23 protein-coding genes are annotated in these 24,346 nt (G+C 60.0%); 11 read left to right on the top strand and 12 right to left on the bottom strand.

The window, feature by feature from the left end:
* Positions 1–53: 53 nt before the first annotated feature.
* Positions 54–5,303 (bottom strand): NEL-type E3 ubiquitin ligase domain-containing protein, encoded by a 5,250-nt coding sequence (locus ACX3YF_RS04440; RefSeq protein ID WP_458973461.1) that lies wholly within the window; start codon positions 5,301–5,303, stop codon positions 54–56.
* 248 nt (positions 5,304–5,551) lie between these two features.
* Here ACX3YF_RS04440 and ACX3YF_RS04445 point away from each other — a divergent pair, with 248 nt between their 5' ends.
* Positions 5,552–6,679 (top strand): sensor histidine kinase, encoded by a 1,128-nt coding sequence (locus ACX3YF_RS04445; protein ID WP_458943750.1) that lies wholly within the window; start codon positions 5,552–5,554, stop codon positions 6,677–6,679.
* 69 nt (positions 6,680–6,748) lie between these two features.
* Here the strand turns inward: ACX3YF_RS04445 and ACX3YF_RS04450 are convergent, their stop codons facing one another.
* Positions 6,749–7,054, bottom strand: a complete 306-nt coding sequence (locus ACX3YF_RS04450) for a chaperone modulator CbpM (RefSeq protein WP_130206340.1) — start codon at positions 7,052–7,054, stop codon at positions 6,749–6,751.
* Positions 7,055–7,077: 23 nt separating this feature from the next.
* Entirely contained in the window at positions 7,078–8,022 is a 945-nt protein-coding gene (locus tag ACX3YF_RS04455) for a DnaJ C-terminal domain-containing protein (protein ID WP_130206338.1), read from the bottom strand.
* 297 nt (positions 8,023–8,319) lie between these two features.
* On the opposite strand from ACX3YF_RS04455, the gene ACX3YF_RS04460 reads away from it, so the two are divergent.
* Positions 8,320–9,594, top strand: a complete 1,275-nt coding sequence (locus ACX3YF_RS04460; RefSeq protein ID WP_130206336.1) for an Hsp70 family protein — start codon at positions 8,320–8,322, stop codon at positions 9,592–9,594.
* Between the two features lie 130 nt (positions 9,595–9,724).
* Here ACX3YF_RS04460 and ACX3YF_RS04465 read toward each other — a convergent pair whose 3' ends face one another.
* From ACX3YF_RS04465 to ACX3YF_RS04475, 3 genes are all read right to left on the bottom strand, one after another.
* Positions 9,725–10,738 carry an AI-2E family transporter gene (locus tag ACX3YF_RS04465; RefSeq protein ID WP_047536867.1) on the bottom strand — a complete coding sequence of 338 codons (1,014 nt, stop codon included), beginning with the start codon at positions 10,736–10,738 and terminating at the stop codon, positions 9,725–9,727.
* 238 nt (positions 10,739–10,976) lie between these two features.
* Positions 10,977–11,285, bottom strand: coding sequence for a PsiF family protein (locus tag ACX3YF_RS04470; protein WP_449104637.1), 309 nt, complete (start codon positions 11,283–11,285; stop codon positions 10,977–10,979).
* A gap of 108 nt (positions 11,286–11,393) precedes the next feature.
* Positions 11,394–12,176, bottom strand: a complete 783-nt coding sequence (locus ACX3YF_RS04475; protein WP_130206332.1) for an AraC family transcriptional regulator — start codon at positions 12,174–12,176, stop codon at positions 11,394–11,396.
* 97 nt (positions 12,177–12,273) lie between these two features.
* On the opposite strand from ACX3YF_RS04475, the gene ACX3YF_RS04480 reads away from it, so the two are divergent.
* Positions 12,274–13,161 (top strand): DMT family transporter, encoded by an 888-nt coding sequence (locus ACX3YF_RS04480; RefSeq protein WP_458973462.1) that lies wholly within the window; start codon positions 12,274–12,276, stop codon positions 13,159–13,161.
* 74 nt (positions 13,162–13,235) lie between these two features.
* On the opposite strand, the gene ACX3YF_RS04485 is transcribed toward ACX3YF_RS04480, so the two are convergent.
* The 3 genes from ACX3YF_RS04485 to ACX3YF_RS04495 all read right to left on the bottom strand — a co-directional run bounded on the left by ACX3YF_RS04485 (position 13,236) and on the right by ACX3YF_RS04495 (position 15,179).
* Positions 13,236–14,126 carry an esterase/lipase family protein gene (locus ACX3YF_RS04485; RefSeq protein WP_130206328.1) on the bottom strand — a complete coding sequence of 297 codons (891 nt, stop codon included), beginning with the start codon at positions 14,124–14,126 and terminating at the stop codon, positions 13,236–13,238.
* Between the two features lie 108 nt (positions 14,127–14,234).
* Complete coding sequence (locus tag ACX3YF_RS04490) at positions 14,235–14,540, bottom strand: DMT family transporter (protein ID WP_130206326.1); 306 nt, start codon at positions 14,538–14,540, stop codon at positions 14,235–14,237.
* Positions 14,541–15,179, bottom strand: a complete 639-nt coding sequence (locus ACX3YF_RS04495) for an FMN-dependent NADH-azoreductase (RefSeq protein ID WP_196584643.1) — start codon at positions 15,177–15,179, stop codon at positions 14,541–14,543. It lies immediately after the preceding gene.
* 110 nt (positions 15,180–15,289) lie between these two features.
* On the opposite strand from ACX3YF_RS04495, the gene ACX3YF_RS04500 reads away from it, so the two are divergent.
* On the top strand, positions 15,290–16,204 hold the full coding sequence (locus ACX3YF_RS04500) for a LysR substrate-binding domain-containing protein (RefSeq protein ID WP_448645721.1): 915 nt from the start codon (positions 15,290–15,292) through the stop codon (positions 16,202–16,204).
* 76 nt (positions 16,205–16,280) lie between these two features.
* Here ACX3YF_RS04500 and ACX3YF_RS04505 read toward each other — a convergent pair whose 3' ends face one another.
* The 3 genes from ACX3YF_RS04505 to ACX3YF_RS04515 all read right to left on the bottom strand — a co-directional run bounded on the left by ACX3YF_RS04505 (position 16,281) and on the right by ACX3YF_RS04515 (position 20,122).
* Positions 16,281–16,979: a hypothetical protein gene (locus ACX3YF_RS04505; RefSeq protein WP_458943754.1), complete on the bottom strand. Its 699-nt coding sequence runs from the start codon at positions 16,977–16,979 to the stop codon at positions 16,281–16,283.
* 58 nt (positions 16,980–17,037) lie between these two features.
* A complete protein-coding gene (locus ACX3YF_RS04510) occupies positions 17,038–17,814 on the bottom strand; it encodes a hypothetical protein (RefSeq protein ID WP_130206318.1) in 777 nt (258 codons plus the stop codon).
* Between the two features lie 232 nt (positions 17,815–18,046).
* The gene (locus ACX3YF_RS04515) at positions 18,047–20,122 is read right to left on the bottom strand and encodes an AsmA family protein (protein ID WP_458973463.1); all 2,076 of its coding nucleotides are present in this window, start codon (positions 20,120–20,122) and stop codon (positions 18,047–18,049) included.
* A gap of 377 nt (positions 20,123–20,499) precedes the next feature.
* On the opposite strand from ACX3YF_RS04515, the gene ACX3YF_RS04520 reads away from it, so the two are divergent.
* The 7 genes from ACX3YF_RS04520 to ACX3YF_RS04550 all read left to right on the top strand — a co-directional run bounded on the left by ACX3YF_RS04520 (position 20,500) and on the right by ACX3YF_RS04550 (position 24,332).
* A complete protein-coding gene (locus ACX3YF_RS04520) occupies positions 20,500–20,916 on the top strand; it encodes a hypothetical protein (protein ID WP_130206314.1) in 417 nt (138 codons plus the stop codon).
* Between the two features lie 4 nt (positions 20,917–20,920).
* Positions 20,921–21,049 carry a hypothetical protein gene (locus tag ACX3YF_RS04525; protein ID WP_256590140.1) on the top strand — a complete coding sequence of 43 codons (129 nt, stop codon included), beginning with the start codon at positions 20,921–20,923 and terminating at the stop codon, positions 21,047–21,049.
* 37 nt (positions 21,050–21,086) lie between these two features.
* Positions 21,087–21,719, top strand: coding sequence for a TetR family transcriptional regulator (locus tag ACX3YF_RS04530; RefSeq protein ID WP_130206312.1), 633 nt, complete (start codon positions 21,087–21,089; stop codon positions 21,717–21,719).
* Between the two features lie 201 nt (positions 21,720–21,920).
* The gene (gene ureE / locus ACX3YF_RS04535; protein ID WP_047536845.1) at positions 21,921–22,421 is read left to right on the top strand and encodes an urease accessory protein UreE; all 501 of its coding nucleotides are present in this window, start codon (positions 21,921–21,923) and stop codon (positions 22,419–22,421) included.
* Positions 22,418–23,092 (top strand): urease accessory protein UreF, encoded by a 675-nt coding sequence (locus ACX3YF_RS04540; protein ID WP_458973464.1) that lies wholly within the window; start codon positions 22,418–22,420, stop codon positions 23,090–23,092. The genes ureE and ACX3YF_RS04540 overlap by 4 nt, the downstream gene beginning before the upstream one ends.
* Before the next feature lie 23 nt (positions 23,093–23,115).
* Positions 23,116–23,730: an urease accessory protein UreG gene (ureG, locus tag ACX3YF_RS04545; protein ID WP_047536839.1), complete on the top strand. Its 615-nt coding sequence runs from the start codon at positions 23,116–23,118 to the stop codon at positions 23,728–23,730.
* Between the two features lie 29 nt (positions 23,731–23,759).
* A complete protein-coding gene (locus ACX3YF_RS04550) occupies positions 23,760–24,332 on the top strand; it encodes a HupE/UreJ family protein (RefSeq protein WP_130206306.1) in 573 nt (190 codons plus the stop codon).
* The last annotated feature ends 14 nt before the right edge of the window (positions 24,333–24,346 follow it).

Consider the following 24,346-nt stretch of genomic DNA (forward strand, 5'->3'; position numbering starts at 1 on the left):
TGTGGCGAGCACGCTCGCTCGCCACAGGTTACTGATTGTTGTCGGGTTCGCGGTTATTGAGCGGATGGAAGCTCAAGCCGCGGTAACCGGGCACGCTTGATCGCTTGTCGAGTGATCGATTTCAGCGTTTGCCGGATCTGCCCGTCGATGTCGGTCAATGCCTGGGTGTAGTCCTCATCACTCATGACCTGCCCTTCGCTGAAGGCGTTTTCGTCGCGGTTCAACTCGCGGCAAAGCGCCTTGATCTCCACGTCCAGATCCGCCCTGGCGGCCGGTTCCACCGTCTCGGACCGACGCTGCAACGCATCCTGCAACTCCGTGGTCGCGTCGATCTGTCGCTTCAAACTGTCCAGTTCTTTAGCGTTGGAAGACTCCAGCCAGGTTTTCCACAAGGGCTGTTCAAGGATTCGATCCGTGAGCAAATCGCCCTCCTCCAGCGCCACGATTCGCCGGAACGCCGCGTCGATCATCTCCTTGGTCACCCCGGCGATCTTGCGAAACTGCATGCCCCGGGCCTGCCATGGCAGGTTCAGGCGCTCAGCCAGATCGGTCATGTACGCCAGGTGAACCTCCACTTCATCGATGGTGCCGATGACATTGCCCTGCCCGTCGAGTCGCCGGAACCGCTCCCCCTCCGCCAATCGTGACGCCACCCGTTGACGGGCGATGGCGCCCAGTTCATCGAGCCTGGATTTGCCCTGGGCCAGCTCCAGCAGCCGAGTCTCGATCAGGTCCGCGCTGGCGAGGGCGTGGGCCTCATGAATCAGCACCTGCAGGCCCATGGCGTTGAACAGTTGCGTGCCGCCATCTACACAGGCGGTGGGCGTTGCGGCCTCGTTGAACAGTTTGATCCGCAGTTCGCTGTCTTTGGCCATGGCCTCGAGCATGCGCCAGACCTTGGCGGTCAGGTCCGTCTTATAGGCGTCGCCCGCCGTGAAGTCGGCCGATTGGGTGAGTTTGCGGATTTCATTGAAGAACGGCACCGAGTCGAACTCGTCCTCGACCTCGTTCCAGATTTCCTGCTTCTGCTGCCACTGCCGCTCGGTCATGCCTGCCGCCCAGTCGGCGCTGTCCAGCGTGCCGCGTGGCGGGTATGGCCGGTCCGGGTCCATGCCGACCGATTCAATATAGGACCTGAGGGTGTCGAGGTTCTCTGGCGAAATCCAGCGCGGCTCGCGGCTGATCACCGTGCGCGCCAGCAACTCGGCACGAAACGACCCCGGTGCGACCTCAGGAATGAGGGTGATCGGGTTGCGTCGCAGATCGAGGTAAATACTGCGCGGCCGCGACTGGGAAAACAGCCCGACAGGCCAAGTGTCCAGGCCCGTTTCGTCGAGCAAAATCACCTGTAACTGCGGCATCCGGCTGATGTTCGGCACAAGCTTCAAGGGGTTGCCACGCAAGCCCAGCGAGCGCAGATGAACCCGATTTTTCAGGCGATCCACTGCCGATGCATCCAGCTCTATGCGATTGTCATTGAGGGACAGGTCACTCAGATGACTCATCTCACCGATCGCCTCGGGAACGGCGGTCAGCAGGTTGTCTTGCAGGTTGAGATAACGCACCTGGCGAAACGAATCGAGAAAGGTCATGTGCTCGTTGCGCAACTCGCCGCTGCGCAGGCTCAGGCTGGTGACATGATCGAAGTTGGCCTCCAGTTTCGGTAGCGTCTCGAGGAGCCGAGGAAGCAAAGGCAGGTCGTCCAGATTCAGCCATTGCGTATGCACGGCACCCGCCACTTGCACGCCCTCGGGCCCGGTTCGCTGCCAGCACTGCCTTATGGCTTTGTAGAGGCGGTCGCGCGCGCGCCACTCGGCAATCCCTGACGGCGTGAAACGAAAAGACCGGGTCGGTAAGTTCATCCAGTTTTGCATCGTGCGATTCAACTGATTGAACTCGGCCTCCAACGCGGTCAGTCGTTCATGGGCCGAACCACCGTTCTGATTGAACTTGCTGAGCATTGTTTCGACTTCTTCAGTGCTAAAGCCCGGATACAGCGAGCGAGCCCGCCGCCGCAGTCCCATGCCACGCGGGGCCTGCGCATAACCCGGCATGCCGCCGCGCAAGCGCATGACGCTGGGGTCGTAGGACGGTTTGAGCACGGGGTTTTCCCGCAGCACAGGCTCGAACAACGATCGATCCCGTGGTGTTGTCTTTATCGCTTGCTCAAGCCCGGCGGCATCATGGATTTCAAAACCCAGGTCGATGCGCTGTGGGTCGGGTAATGCGTGCAGTACGGCGGCATAGAGCGTGTCCGCACCGTGCAGGTGTTGATCGAGCGCGTCCCGAGCTTCATAGCGGCCATCATCGCCCCGGATCAGCACCTTGCGGATCGGCGCGTCCTGCGGGCCAAGGCTGTCGTGCAGCGAGCCCGAAAATGAATAGTCGCGAATTTCCAGACGCAGGTCCGCAGGCCAGCCAGGCAGGGCTGCCAGAGAGTGCAGCTCCAGACGCTCAGTGTCCGTGGTGTGCAGTTCGCCGAGGTACAGGCCTTCATAGGCTCGTGCCACTCGAAGCTGGTGCGCCGCTTCCCCGGCCTGCTGGGAAAGCCTCAAGGGCACGCGTTTTTTCTCGGCCAGATGTTGCAGGTCCGAGGGGTGTGCGTGATCCACCAGCGCTTGCGCCACGCTGGTCGACAACGACGACTCGTGCCCCTTGAGCAAGCTCACACGGGAATCGTCCGTACGCTCGCGGCGCTCGTACAGTTTGTCGAACAAACGCCTTTTACTGCTCCGCGCCTGATCGGCCAGGCGATCGCGCAAGGCCTTGATGCGCGCCTTTGAATCCCCCGCATACCACTGCCCCAGCATTTCGCGAAGGGCCTGTTCATCCAGGAACCCGACCACGCGTTTCGGCAGCGCACCGGCCAGCAAATCCTGCCAGGTTATCTGCAAGGTGTCGGCCGGCAACGCCTCGGCATAGCCCTCCTTGATCGCCGCCCCCGACAGGCCCGGCCCCTCGAACACTTCGATGGCTTTGCCCTCGGGCCAGCCCGGCAGTTCGGTCATGAAGCGCACGACATAATCGGCCCACTCCTGGCCGATCCGACCGTCCAGTATCAGGTCTGCACAGGCTTCGGCATCGGCGTAGGCCTTGAAGCGCTTGAAGGTATCGGTCAGCAGCGCGGGCAGGGTTTCGTGTTCCACGTGCAGCCGGCGCAATGCATTTTCGTGAACGCCACTGACGGTCAGAACCTGCTCCAGGGTTTGATCCGTGAGCCCATCCACCGGGGCGCCCAAGCGTTGCAGCAATTGGCGCCGATCCCACTCCAGCGGTTGATCGAGTTCGGTCTTCCACAGGCCGGCACCGTTGTGCGCCAGCAAGGGCTGATAGGCGTCGGCGCGGGTGGGATGTTGCAGGCGATGCTGGCCGGTGTTGGGGTCCTGTTTGACTTCGTAGCATTTGTCGTCGAGGCGCAGCAGGTCTTGCTCCTGATGCCGGTACAAACCTTTTTCACCGACGACGCCCTCCTTGGGCAGGGTCACCGATTGCTCATACGGCGTCAGGTCCGGGTTCCATAAACGCGGCTTGCCAGCGACCTCCACAGGCTTGAGCCCTTCGACGAAGGGCGAGACCTTGATCGGCGTCAGCTGGCCGGTTGGCAATGCATGACCGGCGCCCATCAGCGCCAACTGCGCAAAGTTGATCAGCACGCCATTGAAGTAGGCCGAGGCCTCTTCCTTGTCGCCTTTGCTCCAGTCTTCGGTACCTTCGGCCACCTCGGCGAGCATCTGCGCAATCATGATGCCCAGCATCGCCTCGCCCAGGCCGGGTACCAGCATGGCGGCGAAATTGAACAGGTTCCAGCCGATGTCCAGGTAACTGGTCAGGCGCTTGAAGCGGGCGTTGGCGTCCTCGTCGTCGGTCGGCACCGCGATGCGTCGGGCATCGGCGATGGCCTTGTCCCGGCGCTCAATGAACAGTGTCGCCCACAGATCGCCGGTGATCTGATTGGTAATGGGTTCTGCATCGGGATTCTCGACCGCCGTTTCACGCCACCACGGCCCCATGTCCAGCGGTTCGCGTTGCTGCCAGGTCACCGTCTTGAGGCGTTCGTTGACCCGGCTGAAAAACACTCCCTTGTCCTTTTGCGCCACGAACCGGCTGAAAAACGCCTGGTATTGCGTGTCGCGCAGCTGCCCGAGCAAGGTTTTCATGAATGCGGTCAGCGACGGGTATTCCTTGAGCGGATGTTCCGGATCATCCGGCACATAGGCGATCACAGGGCCGGACAAACGGCTCTGATGGTAGATGTCGTCGCGGCGCAAAAGCTCATCGTTGAGGCCCTGGGGGCCGTTGGCGAAAAACGCCTGCAGCAGTTTGAACCGCTCGTACTCCGCGCCGGGCAATACCGGGATGCGCTGCGACCACTCGCTCCAGAATTTCACCCATTCGGGGGTCAAGGCATCAATCGCCTGCTTGACCTTCGACGGATCGCTGACGGCACTGAACAGCACGATGCCGGTCAACCGAAAGCCCATCAGCGACAATCGGTGGCAGTGCAATGGCCGGTCGTACAGCGTGGTATTGGCCTCGCTCTGGCGTATTTGCATGAGCTTGCCATAGGCATGGTCGCTGATATCGCCCTTCAAGCGGGCGACCAGTGACGCCACCTGAAAAGTGGCTTTTTCACTGGCCACCGATGCGTCCTGCAAGGCGCGCCGGGCCTCGGCGGTCGCCGGCAGCAGGATGGATTTGATATGTCGCTGGTACTGTCCGCCGATGTCGAGGTTGCGGCACATCGATGCAAACCGGGGCAAGGAAATCGCGGACTCAAGCGCAAGTACGCCGCGCTCGTCCTTGCGATAGAGGCCGGAGCTGGTGCGCCAGGCGTCTTCAGCGGTTTCTGCTTCCTCGAAATTGTGCAGCGCCGCTTCCAGCAGCGTGGACTGCCGAACGCGAGTGGCCCCGGTGTCGATGACAAAGGCAATTTTGTCGGCAACTTCAAGTTGCACGCTCAAGGCGTCGATATTCTTCACGCCATTGAAGTTCGCCTGCATCGACGCACTGAGCAGAGGCTCGGCGAAGGCCTGGATGTCGTGCTGCAAATCGCCCAGGGTCTTGTCCAGTACGCCTTGCAGGCGCCCCTGCTCTTCGATCAATTGCTTGAGGTATTGGCGGTCTGTTTCCCGTGCAGCGCTGTACCACTGGGGGGGCTCCGGCCTCAGTGTTTCAAGGCTTTTCAATCTCGACATCGACGCCTGTTTGATCGCGCCAGGTATCACGTCGAGTACACGACCGTAATGCACACCCTTGTTTTCGGCGGGCGTTGCCCGCGAGTTGCTTCCATGCAAATCAGACACTGTTCAATCACCTTGATGACAGGATAGGAATCAACAGCTTATTGATCCTCCCTCGAAAAAAAAGACCAAATAACTGTTGGGCCAAGGCGCTGAAATGGCCTGCACGCTTCGAAAATCAAGGAGCCTTCAATAGGTATGTACCGCCACAAAAGTGGCCGGCCATGCCACTGAATGAGCGGTCGTGTATTTCTCGCCAAAGGGGCTACTATTCGAGTCGATCTTCCATGTTTCATGCTCAGGTACCTGCCATGCGTCTATCCGAATTCATCGTGTTACATGTCGATCGCATCGTCGATGAATGGGAGCTGTTCGCCGAAACCATCACCCCTGCCGCCGAGCTCATGGACAGTGCCGCGTTACGCGATCATGCAAAGGCGATCCTGCTGGCCGCCGCGCGGGACATGACCATGCCTCAAACGCCCGGTGAACAAGCGGCCAAGGCCAAGGGCGAAGGCCCGGAAAAAACCCCGAGCCTGGACCAGGCCGGCGCCAGCCACGGCGAATTGCGTCACAACGTCGGTTTCGACCTGGTGCAGATGACCAGCGAATTTCGCCATTTGCGCGCCTGTGTGATCCGCCTGTGGGTCGCCAGCCTCGTGTCCCCCGACATGGCCTACTTCCAGGACATGATCCGTTTCAACGAAGCCATCGACGAAGCCCTGGCCGAGTCCACCGCCGCTTATGCCGAGCAGGTCAATCGTTCACGGGACCTCTTTCTGGCGATCCTCGGCCACGACCTGCGCGCGCCGCTGCAAGCGGTGAGCATGTCCACTGAATTGCTGTTGCGCAAAACCGCACTCGAGGGCGATGCCCTGGCCTGCGTGACCCACATCCAGCGTGGCACGCGCCATATGACGGTGATGGTCAGCGATTTGCTGGAACTGGTGCGCAGCCGCCTGGGCCGGAGCCTGCCGATCGAACCCGCCCCCATGGACATGGCCGAAGCGGCGCATGCGGTGATTGCCGAGGCCTGTGCGGGCAATCCGGAGTCTGATCCGACCCTGGAAGTACTGGGCGACGTTCGTGGTAACTGGGATCCGGGGCGCATCGCTCAGTTGTTGCAGAATCTGATCGGCAACGCCTTGCAGCATGGCTCGAACAAACGCGACGTGACGGTGACCCTCAAGGGCGAGCCGGACGCCGTTTGTCTAACGGTGCACAATCACGGATCGCCTATTTCCGAAGACGCCATCGCCACCATCTTCGACCCGCTGGTGCGCAGCGCCGACGAACAACTGGGTCAGCCTTCAACCAGCCTGGGATTGGGGTTGTTTATCGTCAAGGAGGTGGTTAACGCTCACCAGGGGACGATTGAAGTCAGTTCGAATGAAGAGGACGGCACGCGGTTTACGGTGGTATTGCCCAGAAAGCTTTAAAGCCGTTGTGACCGGTGGACTTTTTGTGGCGAGGGACCAAGTGCCCCCGCCACAGATTCGGTGTTCCGATTACTCCACCACCAACCGCCCCAACCGCTGCCGCAACATCCGGTTCTCCGCCCGCAGTTGCTGCACCTCTTCGAGCAGGTCCAGCGCCAGGGCGACGCCTTCCCATTCCAGTTCCAGATCGCGCCGCAGCTTGGCGGCGCGCTTGGCCAGGGTCAGTTCGTAATCGGTGAAGCGCCAATCCTTCGGCGTGCCCCCTTGGGGTTCGAGGATGCCGTGTTCGACGATTTCGATCACGTAGACGTCCGACAGGTCGGTCGCCTCACAGAATTCGGCCAGGTCCAGTTGAACGATCAGAGGGCTGCTCATTACGGGCTACTCCGGGTCTTGGATCAGAAATTTTCTCTCGGGTCGAACGCGGCTTTTTTCGCCAGTTCCTGCCACAGGGCCTTGATCTCATCGTCCGATTTTTTCGGCATGACGGCCTTCAGTTGCACGAACAGGTAACCACGCTCGCCGGCCTTGCTCTGCAGGCCATGGCCCTTGGCGCGCATGCGCTGGCCGTTCTGGCTGCCGGCCGGCACCTTGAGGTTGATCTTGCCGGTCAGGGTCGGCACGGCCACTTCGGTGCCCAGGGCCAGTTCCCAGGGGGCCAACGGCAGCGTGATGATCAGGTTTTCGCCTTCGACATCGAATTTCGGGTGCGGCGCGAAACGGATGGTCAGGTACAGGTCGCCATTGGCGCCGCCACCGACACCCGGCGCGCCCTGGCCCTTGAGGCGAATGCGCTCGCCGTCGGTCACGCCGGCGGGGATCTTCACGTTCAGACTTTTAGTGGTATTGCTGACGTGCTGGCCGGCGGCGTTGTATTGCGGCACCTGGAAGGTGACCTTCTTCGATTCGTTCGAGAGGGTTTCCTCCAGGAAAATCGCCAGTTCCATTTCCACGTCCTGTCCTCGACGCCCGCTGCTGCGACGCGACTCTGCCCCCCCAAAGCCGGGGCCACGGTTACCGAAGATCGAACTGAAGAAGTCCGAAAAATCGCCAGTGTCCTGACCGCCGCCACCGAAACCGCCACGGCTTTGCCAGCCTGGCGGCCCCTGGAACGGTTGACCATGCTGGCCATAGCGGCGCAAGTCGTCGTATTCGGCGCGTTTGTCGGCGCTTTTCAACGCTTCATAGGCCTCGGAGGCATCCTTGAACTTGGCCTCGGCGTCCTTTTCCTTGCTGACGTCGGGGTGGTATTTGCGCGCCAGCTTGCGATAGGCGGCCTTGATCGCCTTGTCGTCTGCGGTCGGCTCCACACCGAGAATCTTGTAATAGTCTTTGAAGTCCATCGTGGGAATCACCATCCGTTATCGAAATCGCGCCACCTGACACAGCATGCGCCTTATTTGCCGCACAGAGTTTGACCGATCTCAAGTTTGTGACCGGGCAGCGCTTCATAAGTTTATCGGCAGCCGGCGGGACTTCTTGCGATTGCCCTGCGGCTGTCCGGTTGATGCAGGGTAGTTTGGGGGTGATCGCGCGTCTTTCAAGCGGTTGATCGGCAGATTTAGCGGATGGTCGGCCTTCGATTCTGTGCCGCACTGACATACACTGCGCGGCCGTTTTTTAACCGGAACTTGAAAGACATGAAAAACGCATCTCCAGCCCGTGCCTGCGGCATCGACTTTGGCACGTCCAACTCCACCGTCGGCTGGCTTCGCCCTGGCATGGAAACGCTGATCGCGCTGGAGGACGACAAGATCACCCTGCCTTCGGTGGTCTTCTTCAACATGGAAGAACGCCGCCCGGTGTACGGTCGGCTGGCGCTGCACGAGTACCTGGAAGGCTACGAAGGGCGCCTGATGCGCTCGCTCAAGAGCCTGCTGGGTTCCAAGCTGATCAAGCACGACACCAGCGTGCTGGGCACGGCGATGCCGTTCAAGGACCTGCTCGGGCTGTTCATCGGGCAGCTGAAGAAGCGTGCCGAGGCTGCCGCTGGTCGGGAATTCGAAGAAGTCGTGCTGGGTCGCCCGGTGTTCTTTGTCGATGACGACGAAATGGCCGACCAGGAAGCGGAAAACACCCTGGTGGACGTGGCCCGCGCCATCGGCTTCAAAGACGTGTCCTTCCAGTACGAACCGATCGCTGCAGCATTCGACTATGAGTCGACCATCGAAAAAGAAGAGTTGGTGCTGATTGTCGACATCGGCGGTGGTACTTCGGACTTCTCCCTGGTGCGTCTGTCCCCGGAACGTCGCAACCACGACAACCGTCACGACGACATCCTGGCCACCGGTGGCGTGCACATCGGCGGGACCGACTTCGACAAGCAGCTGAGCCTGCAGGGCCTGATGCCTCTGTTCGGCTACGGCAGCCGGATGAAGAGCGGCGCCTACATGCCCACCAGCCACCACATGAACCTGGCGACCTGGCACACCATCAACTCGGTGTACTCGCAAAAGTCGACCCTGGCGCTGGGCAGCATGCGTTATGACATCGAAGACACCGGTGGCATCGATCGCCTGTTCAAGTTGATCGAACAACGTGCCGGTCACTGGCTGGCCATGGAAGTGGAAGAAACCAAGATCCAGCTGACCCATGCCGACAGCCGCCACGTAGCCCTGGACCGCATCGAACCGGGCCTGAGCGTGGAATTGAGCCGTGCACTGTTCGAGTCAGCCATCGAGAACCTGCTCGAGCGCGTGCGCGACAGCGTGACCCGGTTGCTGGCGGACGCCGATGTGCGGGTCGATCAGGTGGACACCGTGTTCTTCACCGGTGGTTCGAGCGGAATTCCGGCCCTGCGCAACAGCGTTTCGGCGATGCTGCCGAATGCGCGGCACGTGGAAGGGAACATCTTTGGCAGCATCGGCAGTGGCCTGGCGATCGAGGCGGCCAAGCGCTACGGCCCGATGGGCTGATCCGACACCGAGTCGCCTCCATCGCTGGCAAGCCAGCTCCCACAGGTACAGCGCCGTTCTCGCGGCTACGTCATATCTGTGGGAGCTGGCTTGCCAGCGATGACGTCAGATCAGGCAATACATTTCCCGATCAAACCATCCCCACCTGCTTCAGCTCGCTCTTCAGATACGCGTAATAAATCGGCCCTGCCACCACCCCCGGCAGGCCGAACGCGGCCTCGAACACCAGCATCGCCAACAGCAACTCCCACGACTTGGCACTGATCTGCCCGCCGACGATGCGCGCGTTGAGGAAGTATTCGAGCTTGTGGATAAAGATCAGATACCCCAATGCCGCCACGGCCACCCAGATCGACAGCGACAAGCCGACGATGGTGATCAGGGTGTTTGACATCAGGTTGCCGATCACCGGCAACAGTCCCAGCAGGAAGGTCAGCACGATCAGGGTTTTGGTCAGCGGCAGCTTGATGCCGAACAGCGGCAGGATCACCGCCAGAAAAATCCCGGTAAAGAATGTATTGAGCAGGGAAATCTTGATCTGCGCGAACACGATGTTGCGGAACGCCTGGACCAGCAGGTGCAGGCGATCAAACAGCGCCGCGGCCAATGGCTTGCGCTTGGTCAGATCCGGAACGCGCTGCAAGGCAATGATCGCGCCCAGCACCATTCCGATCAGCAGCGTCACAAACATGTGCGCAGCGTCTTTGCCCACCAGTTGCAAGTCGCTGAGGTGCTTGCTCATCCACTCGCCAATGGCCACGCGAAACTCGGCGGCGCTGGCCGGCAGGTAAGCGTCGATGAACGGCGGCAGCTGTCCGCGAGCGCGGTCGACCACGTGCATGAATTTGTCGAGGGAAGCGCCTGGGTTTTCCGCCTCGTGCAGCAGAAAACTGATGGCGCCGGCGAAGATCAGCGTCAGCACACTGACCACTAATGTCCCCAGCAACGCCACGGCCAGCCAGCGCGCGCGCCGCCCTTCGATCAGCCGCTGCAGCTGCGGGGTGAGCATGTTGACCAGTTCAAACACCAGCAACCCGGCCAGCAGGCTGGGCAGCAACCGCAGCGGAATCACCAGCAGCAGCCCGCCGAAAATGATGACCCAGCTGATGACCAGCAACACTTGACGCTGAGAAAACGTTGGCATACAGCCTCAAAACGAACGGCGTAAAAGGATGGGCAGTCTGCCAGCGATCCGGTGGCAGCACTAGAGATTGTGTGGGACGGCCTTGGTCGGGAAGTTCTGGCTTTTTTTGCAGAGCCTTGACCGGCCCCATCGCGAGCGGGCTCGCTCCCACATTTTGTCCTGTGTGCTCAGTTCCATTGTGGGAGCGAGCCTGCTCGCGAAGAGGCCCTCATCGCCCCCCACACTGTCAGCTGAATGTTTATTTTTTCTTCAGGCAATCACTCATGAACGCCTTGCGCGCGTCACCCTTGAGGGCTTTGGCGGTGGCGTCGGCGTTGCAGGTTTTCATTTTCTCTTGCTGAGGGGTCAGGGCTTTGCCGGCATCGTTGGCTGCTGGCGCGGCTTTCAGACAATTGCTCATGAAGGCTTTGCGCTCATCGCCCTTGAGGTTTTTAGCGGTAGCTTCGGCATTGCAGGTAGTCATCTTGTTCTGTTGCTCAGTGGCAGCGAAGCCCTGGGAACAGAGCAGCAAACCGATTATCAACAACGGGACACGCACTATCTTCATGGAGTTTTCTCCTTGTCGCCGCATCGAACGATGCAGCCTCCCCGAGGAGTGTAGTCAAGCCTTGTTACACCTTCCTCCAGACATAAACGCCTCCTCTCGATGAGTTCGTTAAAACATCTTGTTGCGCCGGTAGTAGTCAGGCGTACACCCGGCCTGGCGCTGGAACATCGCAATGAATGCAGATCCGGTGCTGTACCCCATATCAAAGGCGATTTCCTGAATGCTGCGCTGGCTGTCCAGCGCCTCTATCGCGGACAAAAACCGTAAACGCTGGCGCCATTCACCAAAACTCATGCCCAGCTCGCGGATAAACTGCCGCGCCAGGGTGCGTTCGCTGACATGAATTTGCCCGGCCCAATCCGCCAGTGGCCGGTTATCCCCGGGTTCGGCTTGCAGCGCTTCGAGTATGCTCAGCAGCCCGGGCGTGCTGGCGTAGGGCAAGTAGCACTCATGCACCGGCGCCTGTTGCAACTGGTCTACCAATACCTGGGCCAGGCGTTTGTCCGCTTCCCGCTCGGGGATCTTCACATCCCGGGTCGCGAAGTCCTTGAGGATCGCCTTGAGGATGTCGCTGATGGCCAGCGTGCAACCCTGCTGTGGCAGATCGGCACAGACCGTCGGCGCCAGGCAAACCGCGCGGTAATTGATCGGCTGATGACTGTAGAAACTGTGCTCGATTTGCGGCGGCACCCACACCGCATATTGCGGCGGCGACATGAAACGGCTGCCGTCGACGTCCATGTGCAACACCCCGTGGGCCGCATACTCCAGCGTGCCCCAAGGGTGACGGTGCGGCGCGGCGAATTCATGGGTATCGAAGTCGGCGTAGCGGAAGTAGACCGCTGAAGGCAGTTCGCTGAAATCCAGCAGGTCGATGTGTTTTCGGTTCATGCTGTCCGGAATCAGGGGCGGGTTGTCTGGATCGAAGTATAGGCTTGCATCCAGACAGGGGATAATCACCCTTCATTAACGTTCTGGTTTTTCCCTGATGCAATACGCGTATCCCCTGCTGGCCATCTTTATCTGGGCCGGCAACACCGTGATCACCAAAATGTCGGCCGGGGCGATCTTCCCCGCCGAGATCGGCTTCTACCGCTGGCTGCTGGCCGGACTGCTGTTCACCCCCTTCATGCTCAAACCGGTGATCGCCCATTGGCCGGTGATCCGCCCGAACCTGGGCAAGATCTTTGTCCTCGGCGTGCTCGGCATGGCGGTTTACCAAAGCCTGGCCTACTTCGCCGCGGGCCTGACCTCGGCCACCAACATGGGCATCATCCTGTCGTTGATGCCCTTGATGTCACTGGCCATGGCGATCATCAGCCTCGGCCAGCGCCTGACCATGGGCGCACTGGCCGGTGCGGTGCTGTCGTTTGCCGGGGTGTTGGTGGTGATCTCGTCCGGCAGCCTGGGTGTACTGCTCGAGCATGGTGTGAACCTGGGCGATGCGATGATGCTGATCGCCACCCTGGCCTACGCGATCTACAGCACGCTGCTGAAAAAATGGCAGCTGCGCTTGCCGCCCTTGGTGTTGCTGTACTTGCAGGTACTGGTCGCGGTGGTGGTGCTGTTTCCACTGTTTCTCGCCTCACCGAAAGTCGGCCCGACTTTGCAGAACATTCCGTTGGTGCTGTACGCCTGCCTGCTGGCCTCGATGGTCGCCCCCCTGGCGTGGATGCAGGCCGTGGTGCGCCTGGGACCGAGCCGGACCACGTTGTTTTTCAACCTGCTGCCGTTGATCACCGCGCTGATTGCGGCGGTGGTGCTGCATGAGCAGTTGGCGCTGTATCACCTGGTGGGCGGATTGTTGACCTTGGGCGGGGTGATTCTGTCCGAGCGGTGGACCACGGTGTTGGGCCGCAAGACAAGCGTTGCCTGACCTGGCCTCATCGCGGGCAAGCCACGCTCCCACAGGGATCGCGCCATGTGGCCCGCGATGAACAAGAACGCGGTCTAAAGGCCTGCCGCGTTCAGCCGGGCCGCATGTTCGACAAACAGCCGGATCGGTTCGGCCTCCTTGCCCACCCATCCCCAGGGCTGATTGACGATGTCGAAATGGTTCAGCGGAAACTCATCACCAATCACCCTTCCAAGGTGCGAGCTGTAGCGCCCGACCATCCCGTCGCAATACCCGGATTCGCGAACGAAGGTTTTGGCGAACAACCGGCAACTGCGATGGGTGCCATCAAGCGGATTGCGCCCCCGGTCGGTCTTGCCCGGTTGCAAGGTCCCGGACCAGGAGTAATAACGCACGCCGTTGACCTCTTCCGGTCCGTGCCCGCCCCAACACTCGGGCAGGCCTTGTGGATAACGTTGATTGAACAACGCCACGCCTGCGCTGGTGAGTGAATGATGGGACGCATGGATATCCACCGGCAGCTTAGGCCCGCGATAGCCGGTTTCGAGCAGGCTCATCAGCGCCGCGATCCACCGTAGCAGGCTACTCAGCATCCGCCCTCTGACGCTGTCATGGGGATAGTGTTCGTGCAGGTAGTCCGCCAGCTCCGAGCCGTGATTGGGCCCGGCCACCGACGTCACTGACGCCACCCGGTCGGGGCGTTTGGCGGCGGCGTATCGGGCGGTCAGCGAGCCCTGGCTATGACCGATCAGGTTGACCTTCTCGGCCCCCGTTTCGCGCAGGATCTCGTCGATCCGCGCCAGGAGTTGCTCACCGCGCACTTCGCTGGAGTGCAGCGGCGAGACCTGTACCGCAATCACCACCGCCCCACCCTGACGCAGCGCGGAAATGATCCCGTGCCAATAAGGGTAGAGCAGCAACCGGACAAACCCGAGCATTCCCGGAACCAGCACCAGCGGGTAGCGCGGGGCAGAATCTTGCGACATGGGCGGACATCCTGATGAACAGTGAGCTGATGCAAGGCGCAAAGTAAAAGACTCGCCTAGCATCGCCAGCAAAGATGACAACTCATACAACAGTTTATGCCATCCAGCCTACTTCAGCCCCAGCACCCCGGCGACGATCAGTCCGACCGACAGCACTTTGATCAGAGTCAGGCTTTCGCCCAACAGTGCAAACCCGAGAAACACTGTGCCCAGTGATCCGATGGCGGTCCAGATCGGGTAGGCGATACTCACCGGCAACTCGCGCATGGCCAGGGTCAGGAAGTAGATTCCGCCCACCGCCGCCACGACGGTCACCAGCGACGGCCAGAGCCGCGTGAAGCCCTCGGCGTATTTCATGCCCATGGCGAAGGTCACTTCAAACCCGGCCGCGATCAGCAGACACACCCAGGCCATCTAAAACGCCCTGACCAGCGCCAGTAGACGCCGTTCAGCCTCGGCGGCGGACACCGCGAAAGTGCGTGCTTCGGACTCTTCCCCTTCGGCGGCGACCACCGTGACGTCGGTGATACCGATGAAACCCAGCACCGTGCGCAGCAAGGTATCGGCATGGTTCATCGAGGCCAACTCGCCGTCCGGACCAAAACCGAACCCGCCGCGACTGGTGATGATCAGCGCCTTTTTGCCCTGCACCAGGGGTTCGTATTGAGCTACGCCGTTGTCCAGCGTGTAATTGAACGTCAGGCCAAGGCGCACGATCTGATCGATCCAGGCTTTCAAGCCGCTGGGCACGCTGAAGTTGTGCATCGGCGTGGAGATCACCAGCACATCGTGGCCCAGCAATTCGCCGACCAGTTCATCGCTGAGTGCCAGGTCCGCCTGCATCGACAACGGTCGCGCTTCGGGCTCGGGGTAAAACGCGGCGGCCACGAAAGCTTCGCTGACCGGAGGAATCAACGCCCGCCCGACTTCGCGGCGGGTCAGGTGCCATTGTGGATTTCGCGCCTGCAAGGCCGATAGAAAAACCTCGGCCAGGCGCCGGGAGTGAGAACGCTCGCCACGGGGACTGGCATGAATCGCAAGAATTTTACTCATCTGAATATCCTCCAGGTTTAAACTCAAACTGCTTATGGCTTTCAGCTTGAAGCTCTTAGCTGTCCTGCTTCAAATGAGCAAAAATCAGTCTGGATGAATCCATTTCATCCATGGAGTACGCGATGTTCGCCTCATTACCACTGACCGCCCTGCGGGCCTTTGAATCCGCCTCTCGCCTGTTGAGCTTCAAGGCCGCCGCTGAGGAACTCTCGGTGACGCCGACAGCGGTATCGCATCAGATCCGCTCGCTGGAAACCTGGCTCGGCGTGCCGTTGTTCGAACGCCTGCCGCGGCAGGTACGTCTGACCGAATGCGGCGAACGGCTGTTCCACAGCTTGCACGGCGCACTGCTGGACGTGGCGCAAAGCATCGATACGCTACGCCCGCAACGCAGCGGCAGCAGCCTGACGATATCCACCACCGCGGCCTTCGCCGCCCTGTGGCTGGTGCCGCGCCTGGGACGCTTTTATGCGCGACACCCGAACATCAACCTGCGCCTGGACACCCATTGCGAAGTCATCGACTTGCATCAGGACGCCAGCGTCGATCTGGTGCTGCGTTACAGCCTTGCCGACTATCCGAACCTGTATGGGCTGTGCCTGTTCGACGAGTCATTCGGCGTATATGGCTCACCCGAACAAGTGGCGTTGGCCTCCCACCGCGCACCGACGCTGATCAGCGTGCGCTGGCACAACTCCCGGCTCTATTCCCATGGCTGGGAAGCCTGGTGCGCACAGTCTGGCGAACCCTGGCTGGCCGGCCAGCCGGCCATGCGCGAATACGACGAAGAGCATTACGCCCTGCAAGCGGCGATTGCCGGGCAAGGTTTGGTACTGGCGAGCAATATCCTGGTGTCAGAGAGCGTGGCCAGCGAGTTGCTGGTGCCTTATCGGGGGGAGGTTCAAGTGGATGGCGCTGGTTATAGCGCCTTGTGCGTACCGGGACGCGAGCGGCATCCACCGGTGCGGGCGTTTTTTGCGTGGCTGGAGGAAGAGGCGCGGATTTCGGGCCATGCCTTGCGTTGAGTCCGCGCTTTGGGCAGTGGCTACAAAACCAAGTAAAGCCCACGCCCCTTTGAACCGCCGTGCAGATCCAATCAGATCAACCAATGCATCCTGGGCAGAGCTCAAGAATCAGACCGTCTCTTGAGTCAGGGAGTTGAGCGATTATTTTTTCCCGCATCCGACTTCTTTCAAAAGCAGCCCGATCCAGCTGTTGCTTCGCAAAGTCGATACTGACTTCGCCCACAATATGCGTGCCGGAAAAACACTGATTCAAAAAGTCGACCTCAACCTCTTCGGAAGTTTTAAAGCATACAAACCCGGAATAAAGAACAGGGCCTGGCCCCAAGACCCCCATCTGCAGGGCAATAGTCGAAAAATCAGCGTCATCCGATGTCTTTTCAGTGGCCACGGCATGCTCTCGCAATACCCTGCCAGCCGCCTCCTCGACGAACGAATGCTCAATGCAGTTGATTAACTGCTCGAACTTCTCGACCAGATTTTTGCCAAAAAGAGAATGCACCTGGTTTACAACAGAGTCCCGTATTGAAAACCCGGCATCATCTTTTGGTTCAAAACTGCTGTTTTTATAGACTGTACGCTGCCATTTGACCCTTTCCATCGCAGTGGCGCATTCCGTATACCAGCTTTCGGCATCCGACCACTTCACAACTTTCGCACCTGCATACAACTGAGAAAAAAGTACGGAGTCAAGCAGATCCTCGCGCAACCGTTGCGAAAATCCACCGGCAACCAAAAGCAAATTACCTGCCACCAGACAAATATCATCCTTGATCATTTCAACAACTCCGGAAAGTCAAAGCGGGTTGCTCCCTGAGCAACCCGGCCCTACACTCTTACTTAAGTTTGACACCACTAAAGAACTCCTCAGAGCTCTTATCAAGCGCCTCATAGATGAAATCTCGCCTGCGTTCGTGCATAAGCATATTCAGTTCCACCATGGTCGCCACTTTTTTCATTTTCAAGTTGGACAGTTTCCATTTCCAGAACCAGGCACCACCTTGTTGTGTCTGAAGTTCACAGTCGACAGCCAGGAACGCTGTTATCGCGGCACCCTCGGATGATTGCAGGCACGGTACAATCCGAAACTCTGCATTTTTTCCTTTTTTGCTGTTGCTATCAAACAAATTAATTAATGACTCTTCCGACTTGATCTTATCGAAAGCCCCTTGCAACAGCGTCAACATGGCATTTGCATTCCTGCCAGCAACCGCTGCAATCATATCCAGGACAATGGACTCCATTGTCACATCGACTTGTTTGCTGACATGGTCCACATACTTGCTATTGGTCAGCGTCCAACCACAATGCCGCATGCTTTCACTGTATTTCGCATGCCATTCAACGGGCCTCTCCTTGATGTCCGAGTTGAAATTTGCATAACGCTCGGAAAAATGGATGCTGTCCGCCGCTGCCTGCCTTTTATCTTCATCAAGGTTATCTGCAAAACCGATCACGGAGGGCGTTTCGTTACCCACCAGCAGATCCTGCTGAGCGACACCTTCTTTTTCATCGGACAAACTGCGGCTTTTTGGCACCTCGACAATTGGTGCTATCTGCGCAGCCCTAAAAAATAACTGACTCTCTTCATAACTTGGCACTAAAATACTCATATCAACTTCCATATCTTATAAACAGTTATTAAGCTCTCAATCAGCCACCTGACTGACAACGCCAACTTAGCAACCATCTTCCATAACTTCTACAACGGGTGCATGACAGCTTATTTCCAAATCATCAAAGTTGGCTTTCACAAACAAAAACTCTAAAAACCAAACAAGCACCCACCAACAATGCAATATTCACAACACTGTTAATATCTAAAACAAGTTCACGAGGCGAACACTAGTTCGTCCCTCTTACCACCTTTGGCGCCTTGCCCGACTTCATCTGCTCCAGCAGCGGCGCACACTGATTCGGCTCGCCCCCACTCGGCGCCACCAGCGCCAGCAAGCCCGCCGCCGGCGCGGCGATCACGCCCAATGCGACCATCCCGGCACCGCGCAACATCAACGGCACGGCTTTCACCCCGGCATCAGGCTTGATGAACTTGCCCCGCACGTACAGCGGCGAACGCAACGAAATCAAGCGCCAGCCCTTGGATTCCGGGGTGATGGTCAGGTCCAGTTGCTCGGTTGCCATGTTCGCCGTGCCATCGATGTAGATGATCGCGTTCTCGGTATCGAATACGAACAGCCGCGTGGTGGCCAAGCCGGTCTTGATGTCGAAGTCGGCGGCCGCGCAGTTGATCTTCACCTCCTTGTCGCCAAAGATCCGACCGACCACGTAATTACCGACGTTCAACCCGGCCAGCTCCATCAATTCGCGACTGATGGCACCGTCATTGATCAGCATCTTCAGATTGCCGTTGGCGCTGCCCAGCAACTTGGCCACCGAGTTGCCGCGACCGGTGATGTCGGCATCACCATTGAGTTCACCGAAACTGGTTTTCATCGGTTCGAAGGTCGGGAACAACTGTTTGAGCTTGAACCCCCGGGCCGTGAGTTTGGCCTTGCCTTCCAGCGGCTCGGTCTGACCGTTCAGGCGAATCTGCGCATCCAGTTTGCCGCCCGCCACGCCGAATCGCAGCGGCTCGAGGCTGAGGACGCCATCGGTGAGCACCAGGTGCGTATAAAGATCGTTGAACGGCAGTTTTTCGCTGTGGACGATGCGCTTGCCGGTGAATTCGACATCCGCGTCCATATCGCGCCAGCGCTCGGTCTTGAATGCTTCGACCGGCAACACTTTGTCTGCCGGTTGCTTGCTCTCACCACCCCGGGCCTTTTGCTTGGCGTTGGAGTCGGCGCCGATCAATGGGGCGAGGTCGGCAAACAGCAGTTGATTGGAAAGCAGCGAGCCGCTGAGTTTCGGTCGAGGCTGGCTGGCGACGTAAGCCAGACTGCCGTGGATGTCGCTGGCGCCGATCTTGCCGTTGAAGTCCTCATAGCGGAACACCGCGCCAGTCGGCTCGTGCAGCTTGGCGATCAAGTGACCGTCGGTGGCGTAAGGCGGTGTGTCCGGCAGGGTCACGCCGGTCAGCGGGTAGAGATTGCCCAGACTGGTGCCGGCCAGTTTCAGACGCAGATCCAGGGCGCCAAGATTCAGCGGATCGGTCAGGGTGCCGGCCAGTTCGATGCTGGTGTCGGCAATCGTTGCCTGTGCCTGCAGCGGAAACGGTCTGGCGGCATCCTGCAAGGCCAGCAAGCCGCCGATCTTGCCCTGACCCGCGAGTTTCTGCCCGTGGTATTGGCCTTTGACCTTCAAGGCGAAGGCGTAGTCCTGGGGGGCGCCGCCCTTTTCTTGCGCGGTTTTCGCGGCTTTGTCGCCAACGATCTCGCTGAATGGAATCGGTTTGCCCAGCGGGTCGATCAGCAGGTCGAGTTGGGTCTTCAGGCTCTGGTCATCCAGGGTGACGTGCCCCTTGTCGAAGCCGATCGCGCCGATATCCACCACCCACGGAGACGGTTGGGCATTCGGGTCCTTGGGGTCGAACTTGAAGGTCCAGTTGGCGCGACCGTCAGCCAGGCGTTGCAACTCGGCACTGGGCTCAGTGAGATCAATGCGCGGGATCACCACGCGCTGCGCCAGCAGGGCCAGGGGCGAGATGCGCAGTTCAACACGCTTGAGACTGGCCATCTGCGGCGTTTTCGACCAGTCCGGGTTGCCCAGGCTCAGGTCCTCGGCCACCACATGCGGCCAGGGCACCCACGCCCGCCAGCCGCCCTCATCGAGTTCACGCCGCCAGACCACCGCCAGGTTGCCGTTGATGGCGAACGGACGGTGCAGTTCTTCAGAGACTTTGGCATTGAGGGGTGGTTTGATCCGGTTCCAATCGAAGAACACGATGATCAGAACCAGGGCCGACAGCAGAACAACCAGGCTGACGATGCTCCAGGCGAGAATTTTACGAGTGCGCGTCATTGCACAGGGCTCCTGATACGACTGAGCGCCCCGACCGCGACGCACATGAGAAACGCGGGGCCAGAACCGGCCCGCTATGGAATCTACGACTGAAAAACCGCCCGCAGGTTTAATCGAAAAGCCGATTTTGCCGCAATCGCCCCACCGAACGCAGCGCTCTTGCGCCCCCCTGCGTTACCTCCCCCGCACTTTTGCGTGGCGCCAGTGAGTCGAAAATACCCACCTCGGTGCACCGCAAAGGCCCGATTTACAAGGGCCGTAGAGAACAATCAATTCCGTTGATTATTACCATTGCGTTTATGAACTTTTATATCGACTTATCGAGAGTAGCATTGCCCTCGTACCCAATTTATCGCCCTCCTACGGAGCACCCGAACATGAAACGCCAACTTCTGCTTAGCCTGACACTCTCTATGTTGGCCAGCACTGCATTCGCACTGCCGGCCGCCGACCAAGCCACTCCACAAGTGAAAGACAGCCACTCGGTGTTCAGCCACACCCTCGCCGCTGACGGTTCCGACCGCACTCCTGGTCAAACCCTGGCCGAAGGCGGTAACGATCGCCTGAAAGAAAAAGGTCTGATCACCGAAGATGGATACGACAAGACCCCTCAGGGCCAAACTGTGGCTGCCGACGGTTCCGACCGTACCCCAGGCCAAACCCTGGCTGCCGATGGTTCTGACCGTACCCCAGGCCAAACCCTGGCTGCTGACGGTTCTGACCGCACCCCTGGTCAAACCCTGGCCGAAGGTGGTGGTGATCGTGTGATCGAACGCAACAGCGCTATGAGCTAAGCCCATGGCGGCCATGAAAAAAGCCCAATCACTCGATTGGGCTTTTGATTTTCTGGCGATTCACCTGATCGAAATCGCCTCCGTGCAGTTGATCTCCTCTCGTCGTTCGACGCCAGCAAAGCCTATTTGCTAGAGTGCGCCGCTCTCCTTCTCCAGAAAACGCCCTTGCGATGCTGCCCCGCGCCGAACAGAAGCAACAAACCCGCATTGCCCTCATGGACGCTGCTCGCCATTTGATGGAAGGCGGCCGAGGATTCGGCAGTTTGAGCCTGCGCGAAGTGGCGAAAACCGCCGGAATTGTCCCCACGGGTTTTTACCGGCACTTCGCCGACATGGACGAACTGGGTCTGGTGCTGGTCAGCGAAGTCGGTCAGACCTTCCGTGAAACCATCCGCCTGGTGCGGCACAACGAGTTTGTCATGGGCGGCATCATCGACGCCTCGGTGCGGATCTTTCTCGATGTCGTCAGTGCCAACCACTCGCAATTTCTGTTTCTCGCCCGCGAGCAGTACGGCGGCTCGCTGCCGGTGCGCCAGGCCATCGGCCGCCTTCGCGAGGACATCAGCTCGGACCTGGCCGCCGATCTGTCGTTGATGCCGAAGCTGCAACACCTGGACATCGCCGGCCTGAGCGTTATGGCGGACCTGATCGTCAAAAGCGTGTTCGCCACGTTGCCAGACATCATCGACCCGCCTCTCGAGGCGCTGCCTGCACACCTGACCCCTCAGGCCAAGATTACCCAGCAACTGCGGTTCATCTTTATTGGCTTGAAGCACTGGCAAGGGCTCGGCAGCACCGAATAAGCCTGTCGAGCAGGTCCGCTCCCTCAGCAAATCGTCGCGCATTAAATCGGTGCGCTTAAAAAAACAACGCACCAAAATCAGCCAAAACCTGCACCAAGACTGACCTCGCCCTACCTTTCCCACAGGCATTTCCTACAATTGGCGTCGATTGGCAAGCCCCTTGCTCTAGCCTGAGCATTGTCCATTGCTGGAAGCTTTCCGATGCTGGTGATTCACCGCAGAATCGACCCTCAACCCGTCTGGGCCGCCGAGTTGCACCTGACCTTCGAAGCCCGGAGCAAAAGCCGGCTGCGCTGTTTCAGTGCCGAGGGCGAAGATGTCGGTTTGTTTTTGGAACGCGGTCAGTCGCCTCTTTATGACGGCGAATGCCTGCAGGCCGAAGACGGGCGCATCGTCCGCGTTTGCGCCCGCCCCGAACAACTGCTGCACGTCACCTGCGCCAATGCCTTCGAACTGACCCGCGCCGCCTATCACCTGGGCAACCGTCACGTCGCCTTGCAGGTCGGCGACGGCTGGTTGCGCCTGCTCGATGACTATGTGCTCAAGGCCATGCTCGAACAACTCGGCGCCACCACCGAGCACATCGAAGCGCCGTTCCAGCCGGAACACGGGGCTTACGGCGGAGGCCATCACCATTCGCGCCACGGCGATGAAGACTTCAACTACCCGCCCAAACTGCACCAGTTCGGCGTGCGCCCATGAACCCGGCCTGGGCGCTGCTGCGTCTGGCCAGTCCGCAATTGCCGATTGGCGGCTACAGCTATTCCCAAGGCCTGGAAATGGCCGTGGAGAACGGTCGCGTTCATGACCCTGCCAGCGCTCGGCGCTGGATCAGCGATCAGTTGCTGTTGAACCTGGCCCGCTTCGAGGCCCCGCTGTTACTGGCCCATTGCATGGCGGCGGCCGAGGACAACTGGAGCGAACTGCTGCGACGCTGCGAAGAACACCGGGCCAGTCGGGAAACCCGCGAGCTGCATCAGGAGAGCCGGCAAATGGGCTACTCCCTGCAACAACTGCTCAATGGCTTGCCCGAACTCGATGCACCGGCCCGCACCTTCCTCGAACAACGCGCCGAACCGCACCTGGCCCTGGGCTGGGCGCTGGCCGCTCGGGCCTGGCAGATCAGTCCGCAGGACGCGCTGGCCGCCTGGCTCTGGAGCTGGCTGGAAAACCAACTGGCGGTACTGATGAAAACCCTGCCGCTGGGCCAGCAAGCCGCTCAGCGCCTGACCAGCGAATTGCTGCCGCTGTTGCAGCAAGCCCAGCAGGACGCTACGCGAATCAACCCCGAACACTATGGCAGCGCCGCTTTCGGCCTGTCCCTGGCGTGCATGGCCCACGAGCGCCAGTACAGCCGTCTGTTCCGTTCCTAGGACCTTTTATTCTGGAGAGTCACATGAACACACAACCTCTGCGCGTCGGCATCGGCGGCCCGGTCGGTTCCGGCAAAACCGCCTTGACCCTGGCCCTGTGCCTGGCCCTTCGCGACCGCTACAACCTGGCGGTGGTCACCAACGACATCTACACCCGCGAAGACGCCGACTTTCTGGTGCGCAATGAAGCGCTCGCGCCGGAACGCATCATTGGCGTGGAAACCGGCGGCTGCCCGCACACGGCGATTCGCGAAGATGCCTCGATCAACCTTGAGGCCGTGGATCAACTCAACCGGCGCTTTCCAGGCCTGGACCTGATTCTGGTGGAGTCCGGCGGCGACAACCTGTCGGCCACCTTCAGTCCGGAACTGTCGGACCTGACCATCTACGTGATCGACGTGTCGGCCGGCGACAAGCTGCCGCGCAAGGGCGGGCCGGGGATCTGCAAATCCGACCTGCTGGTGATCAACAAAATCGACCTCGCACCGCTGGTGGGGGCATCGCTGACCTTGATGGACAGCGACACCACGCGCATGCGCAACGGCAAGCCTTTCGTTTTCAGCAACCAGAAAACCGGCCAGGGCCTGGAAGAGATCATCGCCTTCATTGAGCGCCAGGGCCTGCTGACGGCAGCCTGATCATCACTTATCAACAAGGAAGCTTATCCATGACACTCAAACGCATCCTCGGCACCCTGGCACTGCTGCTGACCCCGGCCATCGCCTTCGCCCACCCCGGGCACGGCGACAACGGCTTGATCGCCGGCATCAGCCACCCGCTCGGCGGCCTCGATCACTTACTGGCGATGCTGGCCGTCGGCCTCTGGGCGGCGCAGCAACAAGGCGCCGCGCGCTGGGTGCTGCCGTGCACTTTCGTCGGCACCCTGCTGATGGGCGGGCTGCTGGGCTTTGAAGGGCTGAACCTGCCGGCGCTGGAAAGCGGGATTGCCGCGTCCGTGCTGGCGCTGGGCCTGGCCGTCGCGCTGGCGGTGCGTCCGCCGTTGAGCATGGCGGTGGCTGCAACAGCCTTGTTCGCGCTGTTCCATGGCGTGGCCCATGGCCTGGAACTGCCGGACATGTCGAGCCCCTGGACGTACGCCGCCGGTTTTGTAGTGGCGACAGCTGCGCTGCATGCGGCGGGTTATGCCGTGGTGCGCGTACTGCCACGGGCGGCAGCGCCGTTGGTTCGACTGGCGGGTGCGGCTTCGGCGGCGACGGGGGCGTGGTTGCTGGCAGGTTGATTCTCCATAGCCTG

It is taken from the genome of Pseudomonas fluorescens group sp. PF-69 (assembly GCF_054481235.1).

Bases quoted from the DNA above. Each gene is read 5' to 3' on its own strand.
- ACX3YF_RS04445 (WP_458943750.1), top strand. From the start codon at position 5,552: ATGCGTCTATCCGAATTCATCGTGTTACATGTCGATCGCATCGTCGAT.
- ACX3YF_RS04450 (WP_130206340.1), bottom strand. From the start codon at position 7,054: ATGAGCAGCCCTCTGATCGTTCAACTGGACCTGGCCGAATTCTGTGAG.
- ACX3YF_RS04455 (WP_130206338.1), bottom strand. From the start codon at position 8,022: ATGGACTTCAAAGACTATTACAAGATTCTCGGTGTGGAGCCGACCGCA.
- ACX3YF_RS04460 (WP_130206336.1), top strand. From the start codon at position 8,320: ATGAAAAACGCATCTCCAGCCCGTGCCTGCGGCATCGACTTTGGCACG.
- ACX3YF_RS04465 (WP_047536867.1), bottom strand. From the start codon at position 10,738: ATGCCAACGTTTTCTCAGCGTCAAGTGTTGCTGGTCATCAGCTGGGTC.
- ACX3YF_RS04470 (WP_449104637.1), bottom strand. From the start codon at position 11,285: ATGAAGATAGTGCGTGTCCCGTTGTTGATAATCGGTTTGCTGCTCTGT.
- ACX3YF_RS04475 (WP_130206332.1), bottom strand. From the start codon at position 12,176: ATGAACCGAAAACACATCGACCTGCTGGATTTCAGCGAACTGCCTTCA.
- ACX3YF_RS04480 (WP_458973462.1), top strand. From the start codon at position 12,274: ATGCAATACGCGTATCCCCTGCTGGCCATCTTTATCTGGGCCGGCAAC.
- ACX3YF_RS04485 (WP_130206328.1), bottom strand. From the start codon at position 14,126: ATGTCGCAAGATTCTGCCCCGCGCTACCCGCTGGTGCTGGTTCCGGGA.
- ACX3YF_RS04490 (WP_130206326.1), bottom strand. From the start codon at position 14,540: ATGGCCTGGGTGTGTCTGCTGATCGCGGCCGGGTTTGAAGTGACCTTC.
- ACX3YF_RS04495 (WP_196584643.1), bottom strand. From the start codon at position 15,179: ATGAGTAAAATTCTTGCGATTCATGCCAGTCCCCGTGGCGAGCGTTCT.
- ACX3YF_RS04500 (WP_448645721.1), top strand. From the start codon at position 15,290: ATGGAGTACGCGATGTTCGCCTCATTACCACTGACCGCCCTGCGGGCC.
- ACX3YF_RS04505 (WP_458943754.1), bottom strand. From the start codon at position 16,979: ATGATCAAGGATGATATTTGTCTGGTGGCAGGTAATTTGCTTTTGGTT.
- ACX3YF_RS04510 (WP_130206318.1), bottom strand. From the start codon at position 17,814: ATGAGTATTTTAGTGCCAAGTTATGAAGAGAGTCAGTTATTTTTTAGG.
- ACX3YF_RS04515 (WP_458973463.1), bottom strand. From the start codon at position 20,122: ATGACGCGCACTCGTAAAATTCTCGCCTGGAGCATCGTCAGCCTGGTT.
- ACX3YF_RS04520 (WP_130206314.1), top strand. From the start codon at position 20,500: ATGAAACGCCAACTTCTGCTTAGCCTGACACTCTCTATGTTGGCCAGC.
- ACX3YF_RS04525 (WP_256590140.1), top strand. From the start codon at position 20,921: ATGGCGGCCATGAAAAAAGCCCAATCACTCGATTGGGCTTTTGATTTT.
- ACX3YF_RS04530 (WP_130206312.1), top strand. From the start codon at position 21,087: ATGCTGCCCCGCGCCGAACAGAAGCAACAAACCCGCATTGCCCTCATG.
- ureE (WP_047536845.1), top strand. From the start codon at position 21,921: ATGCTGGTGATTCACCGCAGAATCGACCCTCAACCCGTCTGGGCCGCC.
- ACX3YF_RS04540 (WP_458973464.1), top strand. From the start codon at position 22,418: ATGAACCCGGCCTGGGCGCTGCTGCGTCTGGCCAGTCCGCAATTGCCG.
- ureG (WP_047536839.1), top strand. From the start codon at position 23,116: ATGAACACACAACCTCTGCGCGTCGGCATCGGCGGCCCGGTCGGTTCC.
- ACX3YF_RS04550 (WP_130206306.1), top strand. From the start codon at position 23,760: ATGACACTCAAACGCATCCTCGGCACCCTGGCACTGCTGCTGACCCCG.